Raw genomic sequence first — 14,992 nt, 5'->3', positions numbered from 1 at the left:
GGGGGCCCACACGCTCCGGCCCTGCCGCTCCGACCCTCGTCCCCCGATACCCGGACCCCGGCCCGCGACTGTCCGCCGGTGACGGCAGTCGCTCCCCAACCCTACCGGCCCGAGTATGCGGAGGTCAGTGGTCGGCCGACTCCTGGGGTGCGGAGGTGACCAGTTCGGTCAGTACGCCGTGGCAGTCCTTGGGGTGCAGGAACGTGATGCGCGACCCCATGGAACCCCGCCGGGGCTCGTCGTACAGGACGCGTACGCCCTTGTCCCTGACGGCGTCGGCGTCGGCGTCGACGTCCGCCGTACCGAAGGCGATGTGGTGCACGCCCTCGCCGTTCTTGGCCAGCCACTTGCCCACCGCGGAGTCCTCCCGGGTCGGTTCCAGGAGCTGGAGGTAGGAGGCGCCGCCGTCGCCGGTCTCATTGATCTTGAGCATGGCCTCGCGCACGCCCTGTTCCTCGTTGACCTCGGTGTGGAACACCTCGAAGCCGTACGTGGCCCGGTAGAACTCGACGGTCGCGTCGAGGTCGTGACAGGCGATCCCGATGTGGTCGATTCGCGTCAGCATGGGTCAAGTGCAGCGCGGTCCGCCGTGGTTACGCAACGTGCGCGCGATCACATTCACTGGCCGGTGACGGGCGGCGTACCGCTCAGTACATTCGAGTAAACCCTCGTTCACTCCTCATCTCCCAAGGGGCCGTGCCTCATGTCTGGAACGACCGGTACCACCTCAGTGATCGTCGCGGGCGCCCGGACGCCCATGGGCCGTCTGCTGGGGTCCCTCAAGTCCTTCTCCGGAGCCGATCTGGGCGGCTTCGCGATCAAGGCCGCCCTCGACCGTGCGGGAATCGGTGGCGACCAGGTGCAGTACGTGATCATGGGCCAGGTGCTCCAGGCCGGGGCGGGGCAGATCCCGGCGCGCCAGGCCGCCGTCAAGGCGGGCATCCCCATGGACGTCCCGGCGCTCACCATCAACAAGGTGTGCCTGTCCGGCCTCGACGCCATCGCGCTCGCCGACCAGCTGATCCGTGCGGGTGAGTTCGACGTCGTGGTCGCGGGCGGCCAGGAGTCCATGACGAACGCCCCGCACCTGCTGCCGAAGTCCCGCGAGGGCTACAAGTACGGCGCGGTCGAGATGCTCGACGCGATGGCGCACGACGGCCTGACCGACTCCTTCGAGAACATCCCCATGGGCGCCTCGACGGAGAAGCACAACACCCGGCTCGGCATCGCCCGCCCCGAGCAGGACGAGGTGGCCGCGCTCTCGCACCAGCGGGCCGCCGCGGCGCAGAAGAACGGCCTGTTCGAGGCCGAGATCGCGCCGGTGGAGATCCCGCAGCGCAAGGGCGACCCGGTGCTGTTCGGCACGGACGAGGGCATCCGCGCCGAGACCACCACGGAGTCGCTGGGCAAGCTGCGTCCGGCGTTCGCCAAGGACGGCACGATCACGGCCGGCACGTCCTCGCAGATCTCGGACGGCGCCGCCGCCGTCGTCGTCATGAGCCGCGCCAAGGCCGAGGAGCTGGGCCTGGAGTGGATCGCGGAGATCGGCGCGCACGGCAATGTGGCGGGCCCGGACAACTCGCTCCAGTCGCAGCCCTCGAACGCGATCCGGCACGCCCTGAAGAAGGAGGGCATCGGCGTCGAGGATCTTGACCTGATCGAGATCAACGAGGCGTTCGCGGCCGTCGCCGTGCAGTCCATGAAGGACCTCGGCGTGTCCTCGGAAAGGGTGAACGTCAACGGTGGTGCCATCGCCCTGGGTCACCCGATCGGGATGTCCGGCGCGCGCATCGTGCTGCACCTCGCCCTGGAACTGAAGCGGCGCGGCGGCGGGGTCGGCGCGGCCGCGCTCTGCGGCGGCGGCGGCCAGGGTGACGCGCTCGTGGTGCGGGTACCCAAGGCGTGACCGGTTCGAGGTACGGGTCTGACGGAACGGAGCTGTGATGCAGGACGTCCCCACGCTGGTCGCCCAGGCGAGAGAGGGCAGGCCGCGGGCCGTCGCCCGGCTGATCTCGCTGGTGGAGGGGGCGTCCCCGCAGCTGCGCGAGGTCATGGCCGCGCTCGCCCCGCTGACCGGGAACGCGTACGTGGTCGGGCTCACCGGATCGCCCGGGGTCGGCAAGTCGACCTCCACGTCGGCGCTGGTCGGCGCGTACCGGCGGGCCGGGAAGCGGGTCGGGGTGCTGGCCGTCGACCCGTCGTCGCCGTTCAGCGGCGGCGCGCTGCTCGGCGACCGGGTGCGGATGTCCGAGCACGCCTCCGACCCCGGGGTGTACATCCGCTCCATGGCCACCCGCGGGCACCTGGGCGGGCTCGCGTGGGCCGCGCCCCAGGCGATCCGGGTGCTGGACGCCGCCGGGTGCGACGTCGTCCTGGTCGAGACCGTGGGCGTCGGCCAGTCCGAGGTGGAGATCGCCTCGCAGGCCGATACGAGCGTGGTGCTGCTCGCGCCCGGGATGGGCGACGGGATCCAGGCGGCCAAGGCCGGGATCCTGGAGATCGGCGACGTGTACGTCGTCAACAAGGCGGACCGGGACGGCGCGGACGCCACCGCCCGCGAGCTGAACCACATGCTGGGGCTCGGGGAGTCCCGGGCGCCCGGTGACTGGCGCCCGCCCATCGTGAAGACCGTCGCGGCGCGGGGCGAGGGCATCGACGAGGTCGTCGAGGCGCTGGAGAAGCACCGGGCGTGGATGGAGGAGCACGGGGTGCTCTCCGGGCGGCGGGTGGCGCGCGCGTCCCGCGAGGTCGAGACGATCGCGGTCACCGCCCTGCGCGAGCGGATCGGGGACCTGCGCGGCGACCGCCGCCTGGACGCCCTGGCCGACCGCATCGTCTCCGGCGACCTGGACCCCTACCGGGCCGCCGACGAACTCGTCGAGGGCCTCACCCGGGGCTGACCGGGGGACGGGGGTCAGTCGTCGTCACCGTGGTCGTCGTCGCCACCCCGGTGGTCCGCGGTGACGGCCCCCGACCGCAGGTCCACGTGCCACTCGTGCTCCGTGCCGTCCGCCGACGCCGTCTCGACCTCCCAGAACGTCACCGGGCCGTCGTCGTCGGCCTCCACCGAGGTCACCGTCCCCTTCGCGGCACCGGCCCGCGCCGCGTCCGAGGCCGAGGTCGGCGCCTTCTTCAGGGCGGCGGCGGCCCGCGCCGGATCGTCGTCGTCCTCCTTCTTCTCGACGTGCGAGCCGAGCACCTCGCCCGTGCCGGGGTCGATCTCGACGTGGTGCCGCGCGGAGCCGAGCACGTCGACGTCCCAGACGAGCCGGCCGTCGTCGGAGTCGAGGTCCGCCTCGGCCGCGACCCCCGGGGTGTGCTTGAGGGCGGCGGCGATCGCCTCCCCGGCCGTGATCCTGGCGCTCCGGGCCTCGGCGGCGTTCTCCCGCGCGTCACCGGCGCCGTCGTCCCTGACGGCCACGCTCGACCGGGAGGCGGCGGTGTCCCGGCCCGAGTCGTCGGAGAGGGCGACCGCCGTGGCGGTCCCCCCGCCGATCAGCGCGACGGCGGCGATGGCGGAGATGACGGTCGTACGGCGCTTCATGGGGTCCGTCCCTTCGTGGAGTGCGTCGCGTGGAGTGCGACGGGGACCAACCTGCCCGAACGACCCTGAAGCCCCGCTGAAGGAACCTGAAGAAGCCTTCAGGAACCACCTGCGACCCTGAACCCCATGCGCCTGTTGATCGTGGAGGACGAGAAGCGGCTCGCCGTGACGCTCGCGAAGGGGCTGACCGCCGAGGGGTACGCCGTCGACGTGGTCCACGACGGCCTCGAAGGACTGCACCGCGCGAGCGGGTCGCCGTACGACCTGGTCGTCCTGGACATCATGCTGCCGGGCCTGAACGGCTACCGGGTCTGCGCCGCCCTGCGCGCCGCCGGGAACGACGTGCCGATCCTGATGCTCACGGCCAAGGACGGCGAGTACGACGAGGCCGAGGGCCTGGACACGGGCGCCGACGACTACCTCACCAAGCCGTTCTCGTACGTCGTGCTCGTCGCGCGCGTGAAGGCGCTGCTGCGGCGGCGCGGCGCCGCGGGCCGGGCCAACCCGGTGCACACCGTCGGCCCGTACGCCGTCGACACGGCCGCGCGCCGTGTCACGCACGCCGAGGACGGCGAGGTGCCGCTCACCGCGAAGGAGTTCGCGGTGCTCGAACAGCTCGTCGCGCGCGCCGGTGAGGTGGTCTCCAAGGCCGACATCCTCGACCACGTGTGGGACTTCGCCTACGACGGCGACCCGAACATCGTCGAGGTGTACGTCAGCGCCCTGCGCCGCAAGCTCGGCGCGTCCCTCATCCGGACCGTGCGCGGCGCCGGCTACCGGCTGGAGGCCCCGCGGTGAGGCGGCGCCTCCTCGGCTCCGTACGCGCGCGTGCCGCGCTCGCCGCCACCCTCGTCGTCGCCGTCGCCCTGGTCGCGGCCGGGGCCGCCGTCCTGCTCGCGCTGCGCGGCAACCTCGGCGGGCAGACCGACGCGGCCGCCGACTCCGCCGCGCGCCGCGTCGCCACGTCCCTGGTCGGCAGGGTCGCACCGGACCGGCTCGACCTCGACGACGAGGACCACCCGGTGCAGGTCGTGGACGACGACGGCCGGCTGATCGCCGCCACCGAGGACCTGGAGCGGATCGCCGGGACCGGCACCACCGCCGTCGAGCCCGTCGCCGCCCGGCGCGACGACGACGGGGACGGCGACCGGCACGGCGGTGGCGGCGGTGGCGGTGGCGGCGGTGGTGACGACGACGCCGGTGGCACGGTGTCCGGCTCGACCGACTACCACGACGGCAGCGCCACCGTGGACGGCGACGCCGCCGACTACCGGTTCGCCGAGGTGGAGGTCGACGACACCCCGTACGGCGACCTGAAGGTCTACGCGGGCGCCTCGCGGGCCGCCGAACAGAGCGCGGTGACGACGACGTCCACCGCGCTGCTGACCGGCTTCCCGCTGCTGCTCGTCGTCGTCGGCGCCGTCACGTACCTGGTGACGCGGCGCGCGCTGCGGCCCGTCGAGGGCATCCGCGCCGAGATGGCCGCCATCACCGCCTCGCAGGACCTCGGGCGCCGGGTGCCGCAACCGGACACCCACGACGAGGTGGCCCGGCTGGCCGCGACCACCAACGAGACGCTGGCCGCGCTCCAGGAGTCGGTCGAGCGGCAGCGGCGGTTCGTCGCCGACGCCTCGCACGAACTGCGCAGCCCCATCGCCTCGCTGCGCACCCAGCTGGAGGTCGGCGCCGCCCACCCGGACCTCCTCGACGTGGCCGGCGCCGTGGAGGACACGGTGCGGCTCCAGGAGCTCGCCGCGGACCTGCTGCTGCTCGCCCGGCTCGACGCGGGGGAGCGGCCGGGCGGCGGCGACGTGGACCTGGCGGCCCTGGCGCGCGAGGAGCTGTCGCAGCGCACCGGCGACCGGGTGCCCGTCACCGTGGACGCCGGGCGCCCGGCCCCGGTCACCGGCTCGCACGGGCAGCTGGCCCGGGTGCTCGGCAATCTCGTGGACAACGCGCAGCGGCACGCGGCCGGCGCCGTGGAGGTGCGGGTGGGGCTCGACGCGGGGACGGCGGTCCTCACCGTCGCCGACGACGGCGCGGGCGTGCCGCCGGGAGAGCGGGAGCGGATCTTCGAGCGGTTCGTCCGGCTCGACGACGCGCGGTCCCGGGACGGCGGCGGGGCGGGGCTCGGCCTGGCCATCGCGCGGGACGTGGCCGCGCGGCACGGCGGCACCCTGACGGTGCGCGCCGCGCCGCGCGGCGGGGCACTGTTCGAACTGCGGTTGCCCGCGGACTGAGCGCGGGTGTCCACGGGGGAGGTCGGCGGTCCTCCGCGGGCGGCCGCCTCAGCCGTTCGCGGACGTCACGGTTTGCCGCGTTGCGAACGCAGGTGTTCCGCGATGGGCGCGAGCGCCGTGCGGAGGTCGGCCAGCTCCTGCGGCGAGACGAGGTCCACGAAGTTCTGCCGCACGGACGCGACGTGGAAGGGGGCGACCTTCCGCATGGTCTCCAGGCCGAGGTCGGTGAGGACCGTGTACAGGCCGCGCCGGTCCGACTCGCAGTTCTCGCGGCGGACCAGCCCCGCGTTCTCCATCCGGGTGATCTGGTGCGAGAGCCGGCTCTTGGACTGAAGGGTCGCCGCGGCCAGGTCGCTCATCCGCATCCGGTGCTCATCCGCCTCGGAGAGGTTCACCAGGATCTCGTAGTCGTTCATCGTCAGGCCGAAGGGCTGGAGGTCTTTCTCCAACTGGTAGTTCAGCAGTCTGTTGACCTCCAGGTGGGTGCGCCAGGCGCACTGTTCCTCGTCGGTCAGCCACCGCGTGGCCGTATCGGTCTCCATGGAATCGATTCTACCTAAGAAGTTGAAAGGCGAACGAATGTGAGGATGGTGACATCGATCGCGCCGGTGACCTGGCGGTACGGAAAAGGGTCACGCGTTCGACGTCACACTCCGCAGACTACCGCTCACAGCCCGAAGCGACGCTGGAGGTCCCCGAGCTGTCCGGGAAGCCTCGGTGCCGGTGACTGACCTGCGCCGGGTCCCGGACCGCCGCCCGGTACGCCCGCCTGGTGAGGCACGTCACCCGTGGCCGTCTCCGGCATCAGCGCCTCGCTCGACTGCAACAGCACCGTGCCCGCGCCCACGAACTCGAACTGGTGCTCCTCGCCGCTGACCCCGCCGATCCCCGTCATCGCACGTAGACCGCCGATGACGCCGGTCAGATAGCCGTGGTCGTAGTGGTGGCACGGGGACGGGCAGTCCGCCCACCCGACGAGGGCCTGTGGATCTACGCGGATGGGCGGTTCCATGAAGACCACCGGACCGTTTGAAGCCGCGACGAATTTGCCGGTGCCAATGAGTGTGAGGAACCCCGGCACGATGGACTGCTTCAGCGAGAGAGTTGGCTGAAAAGCGAGCAGATTGCCCGCCCGGATGGTCAGGTTGCCGTCGTCCAGGTCGTAGGAGTTGACATCGAAGGCCCGGTCCGCGAGCAGCATCTTGCCGCTGCCCTCCGCCACCACCCAGTCGCTCGCGTGCAGCGGCGAGTGGAACGAGGTGCGCACCAGCCGGTCCAGCCGGCCGTGCCCGATGCCGTTGAACTCCATCCGCCCGTAGTAGGCGATCATCTTGCCCTTCTGGAGGAACCACTGACTGCTCTTCAGTTCCACGCAGAAGGTGTACGCGTTGACGTTGTCGTCGACCGGCAGCGTCCTGGGGTCGAAGATCACCGGACCGGTCACAGCTTCTCCTCCGACGCCTGGACGTACACCGCGCCGCTCCCGCTCAGCTCCAGCTGGAACGCCTCGCCGCTGCCGCGGCCCACCATGTCCCGCCAGCCGAGCGCCGTCGACAGCCTGTTGCGGACGTCGCCGTGATGGGCGACGTACGCCTGCGGGTCGACGTGCACCGGCCGCTGCGGGGTGATCGGCACCTCGATGACACCGCCGTGCGCCATCACCGCGACCGCGCCGTGCCCCTTGAGTGTCGTCGTGAACAGTCCCTGTCCGGTCACCTGCCCGCGCACCATCCCCATCACCCCGCCCTGCGAGCCCATGAACATGGTCCCCTGCCGCAGCGCCCCGTCGAAGGCGAGCAGCCGGTCGGCCTCCACATAGAGGGTGTCGCCGGACAGCCGGATCACCTGCACGTGGTGGCCGCCGTGCCCGAACAGCACCGTGCCGCTGCCCTCGACCGTCATCAGCGGCGTCGCCTCGTTCGCCACCCGCCGTCCGACCATCGACATCAGTCCGCCCTGCCCGCCCCGCACGTCGGGCGTGAAGGAGACGTCCCCCTTGTAGGCGAGCATCGCGCCGCGCTGGCTGTAGAGCCGCTGCCCCGGCACGACGGTCGCCTCGACCATCTTCGAGTTGATCTCGCGGAAGTCCGCCGGCATCACACATCCCCCGCGATCGTGTTGCGCTCGCTCGGCTGTACGTAGACCAGCCCGTCGCCCTCGAAGAGGATCTGGAACGCCTCGCCGCCGCCTTCCCCCAGGAAGGTGCGGAAGGTGACGCCCGACTGGAACGACTGCCGCAGGTCGCCCTGGTGCGCCACGTACGCGCCGGGGTCGACGGTCAGCGGGTGGTCGCGGCTGACCCGCAGCACCACCGCCGGGCCGTCGCTCATGATCGCCGCCTGGCCGTGGCCCTCGACGGTCGTCGTGAACAGCCCGTTGCCCTGCGAGGCGCCGCGCATCCCCGTGAAACTGGTGCCGGTGCGCAGGCCCGCGTCCGTGCACAGCAGATTGCTCGCCTCGACCCAGAGCCGGTCGCCCCGCAGCCCGACCAGGTTGATCTCCGCCGCCCGGTCCGCGAACCAGCAGGTCCCCTCGCCCTTCACCTCCATCACGGTCATCTGCTCACCCGTGATGCGGCGGGTCACCATCCCGCGTATCCCCTCGCCACCCCCGCTCAGCTTCTTGAACGCCATCCGGCCGTCGTAAGCGACCATCGACCCGTTCTTCGCCTTCACGCCGTCGCCCGTCATGTCGACGGCGAGCACCTTGCTGCCCTGGAGCCGGAACGTTGCCACGGGGTCGACGGTAGCGGGGGCGGGCAGCCCGCCGACAGGGCGGTGGGCGGACGGTGCCACAATGGGGAACGCTTGTGCGCGCTTTCACAAGATCACTGCCCGCCCCGTCGACCACTCCAGTCAAAGGTGCCCCGTGGACATCAAGACCGCCTCCGCCATCCGCCGCCTCCGTCTGGTCTCCGCGCCCGAGGCCGTCTCCTTCATCCTGCTGCTGGTCTGCTCGGTGCTGAAGCGGACGTCCGACTTCAACGCCGTGCCCGTCATGGGCATGGTGCACGGCGTGCTGTTCGTGCTGTACGTCCTCTTCTGGCTGGACGCCTGGAACCGGGCCAAGTGGGGCTTCGGCCGGGCCGCGCTCTACTTCGTCCTCTCGGTCCTGCCCACCGGCGGGTTCTTCGCCGAGCGGAAGCTGAAGCGGGAGTCGGAGAGCGCCGTGGACGCGGCGATCGCGGCCCGCGCCCGTCAGGAAGGGATCGTCAACGCATGATCATCGCTTTCTCCGTGACGCCGCTCGGGGTCGGTGAGGACGTGGGGGAGTACGTCGCCGACGCCGTGCGCGTCGTCCGTGCGTCCGGGCTGCCCCATCGCACCGACGCCATGTTCACGTCGATCGAGGGGGAGTGGGACGAGGTGATGGACGTCGTGAAGCGGGCCGTCGCCGTGGTGGAGGCGCGGGCGCCCCGGGTCTCCGTGGTCATGAAGGCCGACATCCGTCCCGGGGTCACCGACGGGCTGACCTCGAAGGTCGCCACCGTGGAGCGCCACCTCACCACCTGACCCACCCCGGCCCGCGGTCCGGTGGGGGCTGGTCGCGCAGTTCCCCGCGCCCCTGGGTGGTTCGTCGCCTGCGGGCCGGTGGCCGCGTCTCGCGCAGTTCCCCGCGCCCCTGGGTGGTTCGTCGTCTGCGGCCCGGTGGGGGCTGGTCGCGCAGTTCCCCGCGCCCCTGAGATGCGCACTGCGTGCGCCATCTCATCAGAGAGGCGCGCCCCCGTCCCGCCTCCCGGCAGAGGCGCACCGTCGTGCCCTTCAGCAGAGGCGCGCCATCGTGTCGCCTCCCGGGAGAGGCGCACCGTCGTGCCCTTCAGGAGAGGCGCGCCATCGTGTCGCCTCCCGGGAGAGGCGCACCGTCGTGCCCTTCAGGAGAGGCGCGCCGCCGTGTCGCCTCCCGGGAGAGGCGCGCCATCGTCCCGCCTCTCCGGAGAGGCGCGCGGAGCGCAGCCTCGGGGGGAGGCTGCGCGTAGCGCATGCCTCAGGGGCGCGGGGAACTGCGCGAGAAGCCCCACCGGCCCGCGGACGAACAACTACCCGGCAGCGCGGGGAACCCCGCGCCAGTGCCCGATTCACCCGCCCCCGTGAATCGACACGCCCTACCTCACTCGTACGCCCCTTCCGGTTCGACACGCCCACGAAAGTCACCTTTTGTGAGGGTATCGATACGCTCGGTCACCAGCGGCCGGGCGACGACGGGAACCTGGAGGGCGCTGTGCGGCCTGAGGGCTATGACTACGACACCTACAGCAGACTCGCCGGACCGCTCACCGAGCCGCCCGCCGAGGGCTACCGGGTGCAGTACACCTCACTCCTCTCCCGCGAGCCCCACCGAATACGCGCGGTCCTCCTGATGACGCTGGCCCCGGTGCTCACCGGGATCCTGCTCGTCTACCTGGTGTGGCCCAGCCACTGGGTGGAACGCGAGGGCGGCGCCCGCTGGCTCGTCCAGCTCGACATCGTGATGCTCGTGTCGATCGGCCTCATCGAGCTGTTCATGGTCGTCAACGTCGTCTCCATCGCCCACGCGACACTGGTGGCGCGGGACCCCGTCCCGGTCCGGCCCGAACCGGGCACCCGGGTCGCGTTCCTGACGACGTACGTCCCCGGCAAGGAACCCCTGTCGATGGTCCGCGCCACCCTGGAGGGCGCCGTCCGCATCAGCCACGACGGCCCGCTCGACGTGTGGCTGCTCGACGAGGGGGACGACCCCCGCGCCCGTGCCCTCTGCGCCGAGCTGGGCGTCCGGCACTTCACGCGCCACGGCGTCGAGGAGTGGAACCGCGCGAAGGGCGCCCACAAGACCCGTACCAAGCACGGCAACTACAACGCCTGGCTCGCCGCGCACCACGCCGACTACGACTTCTTCGCGTCCGTCGACACTGACCACGTACCGGTGCCGGAGTTCCTGGAGCGGATGCTGGGCTACTTCCGCGACCCGGACGTCGCGTTCGTCGTCGGGCCGCAGGTCTACGGCAACTACGACTCACCGGTCACCAAGGCCGCCGAGTCCCAGCAGTTCCTCTTCCACGCGCTGATCCAGCGGGCGGGCAACCGCTACCGCGCCCCCATGTTCGTCGGCACCAACAACGTCGTGCGGATCAGCGCCCTGAAGCAGATCGGCGGCTTCGCCGACTCGATCACCGAGGACATGGCGACCGGGTTCGAGATCCACCGGCACGCCAACCCGGCCACCGGCGTCAAGTGGCGCTCGGTCTACACCCCCGACGTGCTCGCCGTCGGCGAGGGGCCCGCCTCCTGGACGGACTTCTTCACCCAGCAGCTGCGCTGGTCGCGCGGGACGTACGAGACGCTGTTCAAGCAGTACTGGAAGGCGCCGTTCAGCATGCCGGCCGGCCGGCTCTTCTCGTACACGATGATGCTCGTCTACTACCCGATGACGGCCGTCAACTGGCTGCTCGGCGTGGTGAGCTGCGTGCTGTTCCTCTGGTTCGGCGCGTCCGGCACCCAGGTCTCCGCCTCCGTGTGGCTGATGCTCTACAGCGACGCAGCCGCCCTCCAGATCGGCCTCTACCTGTGGAACCGGCGGCACAACGTCTCGCCGCACGAGCCGGAGGGGTCCGGCGGACTCGCGGGCATGGGCATGTCGGCGATCTCCGCGCCGATCTACCTGAAGTCGCTGGGCGCCGCGCTGCTGCGCCGCCCGTCCCGGTTCGTCGTCACGCCGAAGGGCGGCGACGCCACGGCCGACCGGATGCTGACCTTCCGCGTCCACCTCTTCTGGGCGGGCGTGCTCGCCCTGTCGCTCGCCGCGTCCGTCGTCCTCGACCACACGCACGTGGCGATGCGGACCTGGGCGGTGCTCGCCCTGTGCATCGCCCTCGCGCCCCCGGTGGTGTGGAGCGTGGCGCAGCGCCGTGCGGCGGCCGCGGCCGCCGAGCCCGCGATGTCCGAGAAGCCGGAGCCCGCCCTCGCCGGGCCGCGCGTCTCCAGCACCAGCACAGGAGGGAACTGACCCATGGCCTTCAACGGTTACCGGCCTTCCCAGCGGACGAAGAAGACGGTCCTGGGCGCGGGCGGCATCGCCCTCCTGGTCGGCCTCAACGCGCCGGCCGCCTGGAACCTCGCCTCCGAGAAGTACGAGGCATGGAAGATCGCCCAGCCCGAATACCAGGCCAAGTACGGCTCGTGGACGGCGGTCGACATCCCCGAGCGGTTCCGCACCAACGCCATCCACGCGGCGCTGCTGCACACCGGCAAGGTGCTGATCGTGGCGGGCTCCGGCAACGAGCAGAAGAAGTTCGACGCCGGCTCGTTCGACACCGTCCTGTGGGACCCCGAGGCGAACACCTTCAAGAAGATCGCCACCCCGGAGGACTTCTTCTGCTCGGGGCACGCCGCGCTCCCCGACGGCCGGATGCTGGTGGCGGGCGGCACCGCCCGCTACGAACTCCTCGACGGCGAGGTGAAGCGGGCCGGCGGCGGGATGCGGGTCAAGAACGAGAGCCCCGACCGGCCGGTGGTCCTGAAGAAGGGGACCAGGTTCCGCTCCCCGGACGGGGTCGAGTACGTGTCCCGGTTCGACGTGACCGTGCCCAAGGCCAAGCGCTCCTACGACATCAGCTACAACGCGGCCGGTGTCATGCAGCCGTGGAAGACGAAGATCAAGGCGAGCGAGGCCCGCGTCTTCGTCGAGGCGGCGGCCGACGGCAAGCAGTACGAGACGGCCGAGCAGGCCCAGTACGAGATCGAGGGCCTCAAGGGTGAGGACGCCGACAACGCGTACGGGCTCTCCGAGAAGATCACCATGGACAAGCAGGACTTCCAGGGGATCAGGGCCGCGTACGAGTTCGACCCGGTCGCCGAGAAGTACGTGCCCGTCGACCCCATGCAGAAGGCGCGCTGGTACCCCACGCTGGTGGGCCTGGCGGACGGCAAGGTGCTCGCCGTGTCCGGGCTCGACGACGTCGGCGTCATCGACCCCGGGGACAACGAGATCTACGACCCGCGGACCAAGAAGTGGTCGATGGGCCCCAAGCGGTACTTCCCGACCTACCCGGCGCTGTTCCTGACCAAGGGCGGCAAGCTCTTCTACCCGGCGTCCAACGCCGGGTACGGGCCCGCCGAGAAGGGCCGGGCGCCGGGCCTGTGGGACGTGCGGACCAACACGTTCGAGAAGGTTCCGGGGCTCACCGACGAGGACGAGACGGAGACGTCGGCGTCCCTGCTGCTGCCCCCGGCCCAGGACCAGAAGGTGATGATCCTGGGCGGCGGTGGCGTCGGCGAGTCGGAGCGGGCCACCTCGCGCACCGCGGTCGTGGACCTCAAGGAGGACAACCCGCGGTTCAAGGAGGGGCCGCGGCTGCCGCAGGGCACCCGGTACCTGAACAGCGTGATCATGCCGGACGACTCGGTCTTCACGTCGAACGGCTCCTCCGACTACCGCGGGCGCGGCGCCAGCAACATCCTCGCGGCGCAGTTCTACGACCCCGCGCGGAACGCCTTCCGCGAGGCGGCCTCGCCCAAGGTCGGCCGCAACTACCACTCGGAGGCGCTGCTGCTGCCCGACGGGCGGGTGGTGACCTTCGGTTCCGACCCGCTCTTCGACGACCAGCAGAACACCAAGCTCGGCCACTTCGAGCAGCGCATGGAGATCTTCACCCCGCCCGCGCTGCACAAGGGCGGCGACCGGCGGCCCGTCCTCGGCGCCGGCCCGCGGACCCTGCCCGGCGACCACAAAGCGACGTACCGGACGGACGCCGCCGACCGGATCGTCAAGGCGCGCCTGATGCGGCCGTCCGCCGTGACCCACACGACGGACGTGGAGCAGCGCTCGGTCGAACTGGGCCTGACCCGGTCGAAGGGCGCGGTCACGGTGGACGTGCCGACCGACCGGGCCCTGGTCCCGCCGGGCTGGTACATGCTGTTCGTGACGGACAAGGACGGGGTGTCGTCCGAGGCCACCTGGGTCAAGGTCGGCGACGACTGAGCCGCGCGGCCCGCGCCGGCCCGCGTCAGGTGTGGGCGGCGCGGGCCAGGCCCAGCGCGTACTCCGCCCACCAGGTGCCTGCCGCGGGCCCGCCCCGGCAGGTACCGTCCGACTCCCCGGGCCGCTTGACCCACAGGTACGCGTCGGCCAGCGGGTCGCCGGTCCTGGTGGTCGGGGCGGTGCCGAGGGCGCGGCCCGGCGGGTTGCACCAGGCGTCGGCGCCGGCCGCCGGGTAGGGGCCCGCGCCGTTGCGGCTGGTGTCCACGACGAAGTGGGCGCCGCCGAGCAGCCCCGAGAGCCGCTTGCCGTAGGCCGAGCTGGCCCGTTCCGTCTGGAAGTTCGAGACGTTCAGGGCGAAGCCGTCGGCCCGCTCGACGCCCGCCCTGCGCAGCGGCTCGACGAGTTTGGCGGCGTCGGGGATCCAGGCGGGGTTGCCGGCGTCCACGTACACCTTCGTGTTCGGCTGCCGCTTCAGCCGGTCGATCGCCGAGCCGATCAGCTGGTAGCGCTCCTCCCGGTACTCCTCCGGGGTGCAGCCGTCGACGATGTGGCCCAGCGCGTCCGGTTCGAGGACGACGAGGGCCTTGGTGTCACCGATGCCGGTCGCGAACGCGTCGACCCACTGGTGGTAGAAGTCCGCGCTGTGCGCGCCGCCCGCCGAGTGCTGCCCGCAGTCGCGGTGCGGGATGTTGTACGCGACCAGGACCAGCGTCTTGTCGGCCTTCCTGGCCTGCTCCCCGGCCTCGGCGATCGCCGGGCGCGGATAGTCGCCCGGCGCCCACATGCCCTGCGGGTGCTCGGCGATGCGCCGCACCGCGGCGGCGTCGGAGGTGCGGCCCTGCCGCTGCCACCGCGCGGCCTGGGCCGCGGCGGCGGAGCCGGGGTCGACCCAGAACGGCGAGGTGTCGGCGGCGGCGGCCGACGGCGCGGTCCGCCCGGGCTGCTCGGCCTCGCGTGCGGAGCCGCCGTCGCCACCGCCGCCGGAGCAGCCGGTGGTGAGCGCGGACAGGAGAAGGGCGGCGGCCGCGGCGCGGGTGAGCGTGCGGGCCGAAGGACGGACGGACGGGACGGGCATCCTGCCCCCTGGGTCGGGACGCGGGCAATTCCGGCAATCGTTGCATAAGGGAGGCTTGTCGCCGGGTACCCGGCGCCGCCGCGGCCCGCCCTGTCGCGCGCCCGGCGGCAGCCGTCCCGGCCTGCGCCGCGCGGGCCCCGCCCCGGCCGCGGGGGCGGAACGGCCAAAGGGCGAGACGGG

General features: G+C 72.0%; 15 protein-coding genes. 8 read left to right on the top strand and 7 right to left on the bottom strand.

Going from position 1 to position 14,992, the window contains the following annotated elements:
* Nucleotides 1–124: 124 nt before the first annotated feature.
* Nucleotides 125–565, bottom strand: coding sequence for a methylmalonyl-CoA epimerase (gene mce, locus ACIP5K_RS00175; protein WP_401403265.1), 441 nt, complete (start codon nt 563–565; stop codon nt 125–127).
* A gap of 138 nt (nt 566–703) precedes the next feature.
* Between mce and ACIP5K_RS00170 the strand changes: the two genes are divergently transcribed.
* Both ACIP5K_RS00170 and meaB read left to right on the top strand, forming a co-directional pair.
* Nucleotides 704–1,906 (top strand): acetyl-CoA C-acetyltransferase, encoded by a 1,203-nt coding sequence (locus ACIP5K_RS00170; protein ID WP_401403262.1) that lies wholly within the window; start codon nt 704–706, stop codon nt 1,904–1,906.
* 37 nt (nt 1,907–1,943) lie between these two features.
* Nucleotides 1,944–2,900, top strand: a complete 957-nt coding sequence (gene meaB, locus ACIP5K_RS00165; protein ID WP_401403259.1) for a methylmalonyl Co-A mutase-associated GTPase MeaB — start codon at nt 1,944–1,946, stop codon at nt 2,898–2,900.
* Nucleotides 2,901–2,914: 14 nt separating this feature from the next.
* Here the strand turns inward: meaB and ACIP5K_RS00160 are convergent, their stop codons facing one another.
* Nucleotides 2,915–3,544 carry a PepSY domain-containing protein gene (locus ACIP5K_RS00160; protein WP_401403256.1) on the bottom strand — a complete coding sequence of 210 codons (630 nt, stop codon included), beginning with the start codon at nt 3,542–3,544 and terminating at the stop codon, nt 2,915–2,917.
* 126 nt (nt 3,545–3,670) lie between these two features.
* Here ACIP5K_RS00160 and ACIP5K_RS00155 point away from each other — a divergent pair, with 126 nt between their 5' ends.
* Entirely contained in the window at nt 3,671–4,342 is a 672-nt protein-coding gene (locus ACIP5K_RS00155) for a response regulator transcription factor (RefSeq protein ID WP_401403253.1), read from the top strand.
* Complete coding sequence (locus ACIP5K_RS00150; protein WP_401403250.1) at nt 4,339–5,784, top strand: sensor histidine kinase; 1,446 nt, start codon at nt 4,339–4,341, stop codon at nt 5,782–5,784. Before ACIP5K_RS00155 ends, ACIP5K_RS00150 begins: the two co-directional genes overlap by 4 nt.
* Nucleotides 5,785–5,849: 65 nt before the next feature.
* Here the strand turns inward: ACIP5K_RS00150 and ACIP5K_RS00145 are convergent, their stop codons facing one another.
* The 4 genes from ACIP5K_RS00145 to ACIP5K_RS00130 form a co-directional block, all read right to left on the bottom strand.
* Nucleotides 5,850–6,326, bottom strand: a complete 477-nt coding sequence (locus tag ACIP5K_RS00145; RefSeq protein ID WP_401403248.1) for a MarR family winged helix-turn-helix transcriptional regulator — start codon at nt 6,324–6,326, stop codon at nt 5,850–5,852.
* A 125-nt stretch (nt 6,327–6,451) separates the two neighbouring features.
* Nucleotides 6,452–7,228, bottom strand: a complete 777-nt coding sequence (locus ACIP5K_RS00140; RefSeq protein WP_401403245.1) for an AIM24 family protein — start codon at nt 7,226–7,228, stop codon at nt 6,452–6,454.
* Nucleotides 7,225–7,881, bottom strand: coding sequence for an AIM24 family protein (locus ACIP5K_RS00135; protein ID WP_401403242.1), 657 nt, complete (start codon nt 7,879–7,881; stop codon nt 7,225–7,227). Before ACIP5K_RS00135 ends, ACIP5K_RS00140 begins: the two co-directional genes overlap by 4 nt.
* Nucleotides 7,881–8,519, bottom strand: a complete 639-nt coding sequence (locus tag ACIP5K_RS00130; protein WP_401403239.1) for an AIM24 family protein — start codon at nt 8,517–8,519, stop codon at nt 7,881–7,883. Before ACIP5K_RS00130 ends, ACIP5K_RS00135 begins: the two co-directional genes overlap by 1 nt.
* 133 nt (nt 8,520–8,652) lie before the next feature.
* Here ACIP5K_RS00130 and ACIP5K_RS00125 point away from each other — a divergent pair, with 133 nt between their 5' ends.
* The 4 genes from ACIP5K_RS00125 (at nt 8,653) to ACIP5K_RS00110 (ending at nt 13,737) form a co-directional block, all read left to right on the top strand.
* Nucleotides 8,653–9,006, top strand: a complete 354-nt coding sequence (locus ACIP5K_RS00125) for a DUF3817 domain-containing protein (protein WP_401403237.1) — start codon at nt 8,653–8,655, stop codon at nt 9,004–9,006.
* Nucleotides 9,003–9,296: an MTH1187 family thiamine-binding protein gene (locus tag ACIP5K_RS00120; protein ID WP_401403234.1), complete on the top strand. Its 294-nt coding sequence runs from the start codon at nt 9,003–9,005 to the stop codon at nt 9,294–9,296. The genes ACIP5K_RS00125 and ACIP5K_RS00120 overlap by 4 nt, the downstream gene beginning before the upstream one ends.
* 706 nt (nt 9,297–10,002) lie before the next feature.
* On the top strand, nt 10,003–11,763 hold the full coding sequence (locus ACIP5K_RS00115; RefSeq protein WP_401403233.1) for a glycosyltransferase family 2 protein: 1,761 nt from the start codon (nt 10,003–10,005) through the stop codon (nt 11,761–11,763).
* Nucleotides 11,764–11,766: 3 nt separating this feature from the next.
* On the top strand, nt 11,767–13,737 hold the full coding sequence (locus tag ACIP5K_RS00110) for a galactose oxidase-like domain-containing protein (RefSeq protein ID WP_401403230.1): 1,971 nt from the start codon (nt 11,767–11,769) through the stop codon (nt 13,735–13,737).
* Nucleotides 13,738–13,762: 25 nt separating this feature from the next.
* On the opposite strand, the gene ACIP5K_RS00105 is transcribed toward ACIP5K_RS00110, so the two are convergent.
* On the bottom strand, nt 13,763–14,812 hold the full coding sequence (locus tag ACIP5K_RS00105; RefSeq protein ID WP_401403227.1) for a glycoside hydrolase family 6 protein: 1,050 nt from the start codon (nt 14,810–14,812) through the stop codon (nt 13,763–13,765).
* Nucleotides 14,813–14,992 lie beyond the last annotated feature (180 nt).

Source organism: Streptomyces sp. NPDC088785 (assembly GCF_044750685.1).
GTDB lineage: Bacteria > Actinomycetota > Actinomycetes > Streptomycetales > Streptomycetaceae > Streptomyces.
Note: the sequence above shows the minus strand (reverse complement) of the source record. Positions and strands in the feature narration are given on the sequence as shown.

Bases quoted from the DNA above. Each gene is read 5' to 3' on its own strand.
- meaB (WP_401403259.1), top strand. From the start codon at position 1,944: ATGCAGGACGTCCCCACGCTGGTCGCCCAGGCGAGAGAGGGCAGGCCG.
- ACIP5K_RS00170 (WP_401403262.1), top strand. From the start codon at position 704: ATGTCTGGAACGACCGGTACCACCTCAGTGATCGTCGCGGGCGCCCGG.
- mce (WP_401403265.1), bottom strand. From the start codon at position 565: ATGCTGACGCGAATCGACCACATCGGGATCGCCTGTCACGACCTCGAC.
- ACIP5K_RS00120 (WP_401403234.1), top strand. From the start codon at position 9,003: ATGATCATCGCTTTCTCCGTGACGCCGCTCGGGGTCGGTGAGGACGTG.
- ACIP5K_RS00135 (WP_401403242.1), bottom strand. From the start codon at position 7,881: ATGCCGGCGGACTTCCGCGAGATCAACTCGAAGATGGTCGAGGCGACC.
- ACIP5K_RS00160 (WP_401403256.1), bottom strand. From the start codon at position 3,544: ATGAAGCGCCGTACGACCGTCATCTCCGCCATCGCCGCCGTCGCGCTG.
- ACIP5K_RS00145 (WP_401403248.1), bottom strand. From the start codon at position 6,326: ATGGAGACCGATACGGCCACGCGGTGGCTGACCGACGAGGAACAGTGC.
- ACIP5K_RS00155 (WP_401403253.1), top strand. From the start codon at position 3,671: ATGCGCCTGTTGATCGTGGAGGACGAGAAGCGGCTCGCCGTGACGCTC.
- ACIP5K_RS00105 (WP_401403227.1), bottom strand. From the start codon at position 14,812: ATGCCCGTCCCGTCCGTCCGTCCTTCGGCCCGCACGCTCACCCGCGCC.
- ACIP5K_RS00110 (WP_401403230.1), top strand. From the start codon at position 11,767: ATGGCCTTCAACGGTTACCGGCCTTCCCAGCGGACGAAGAAGACGGTC.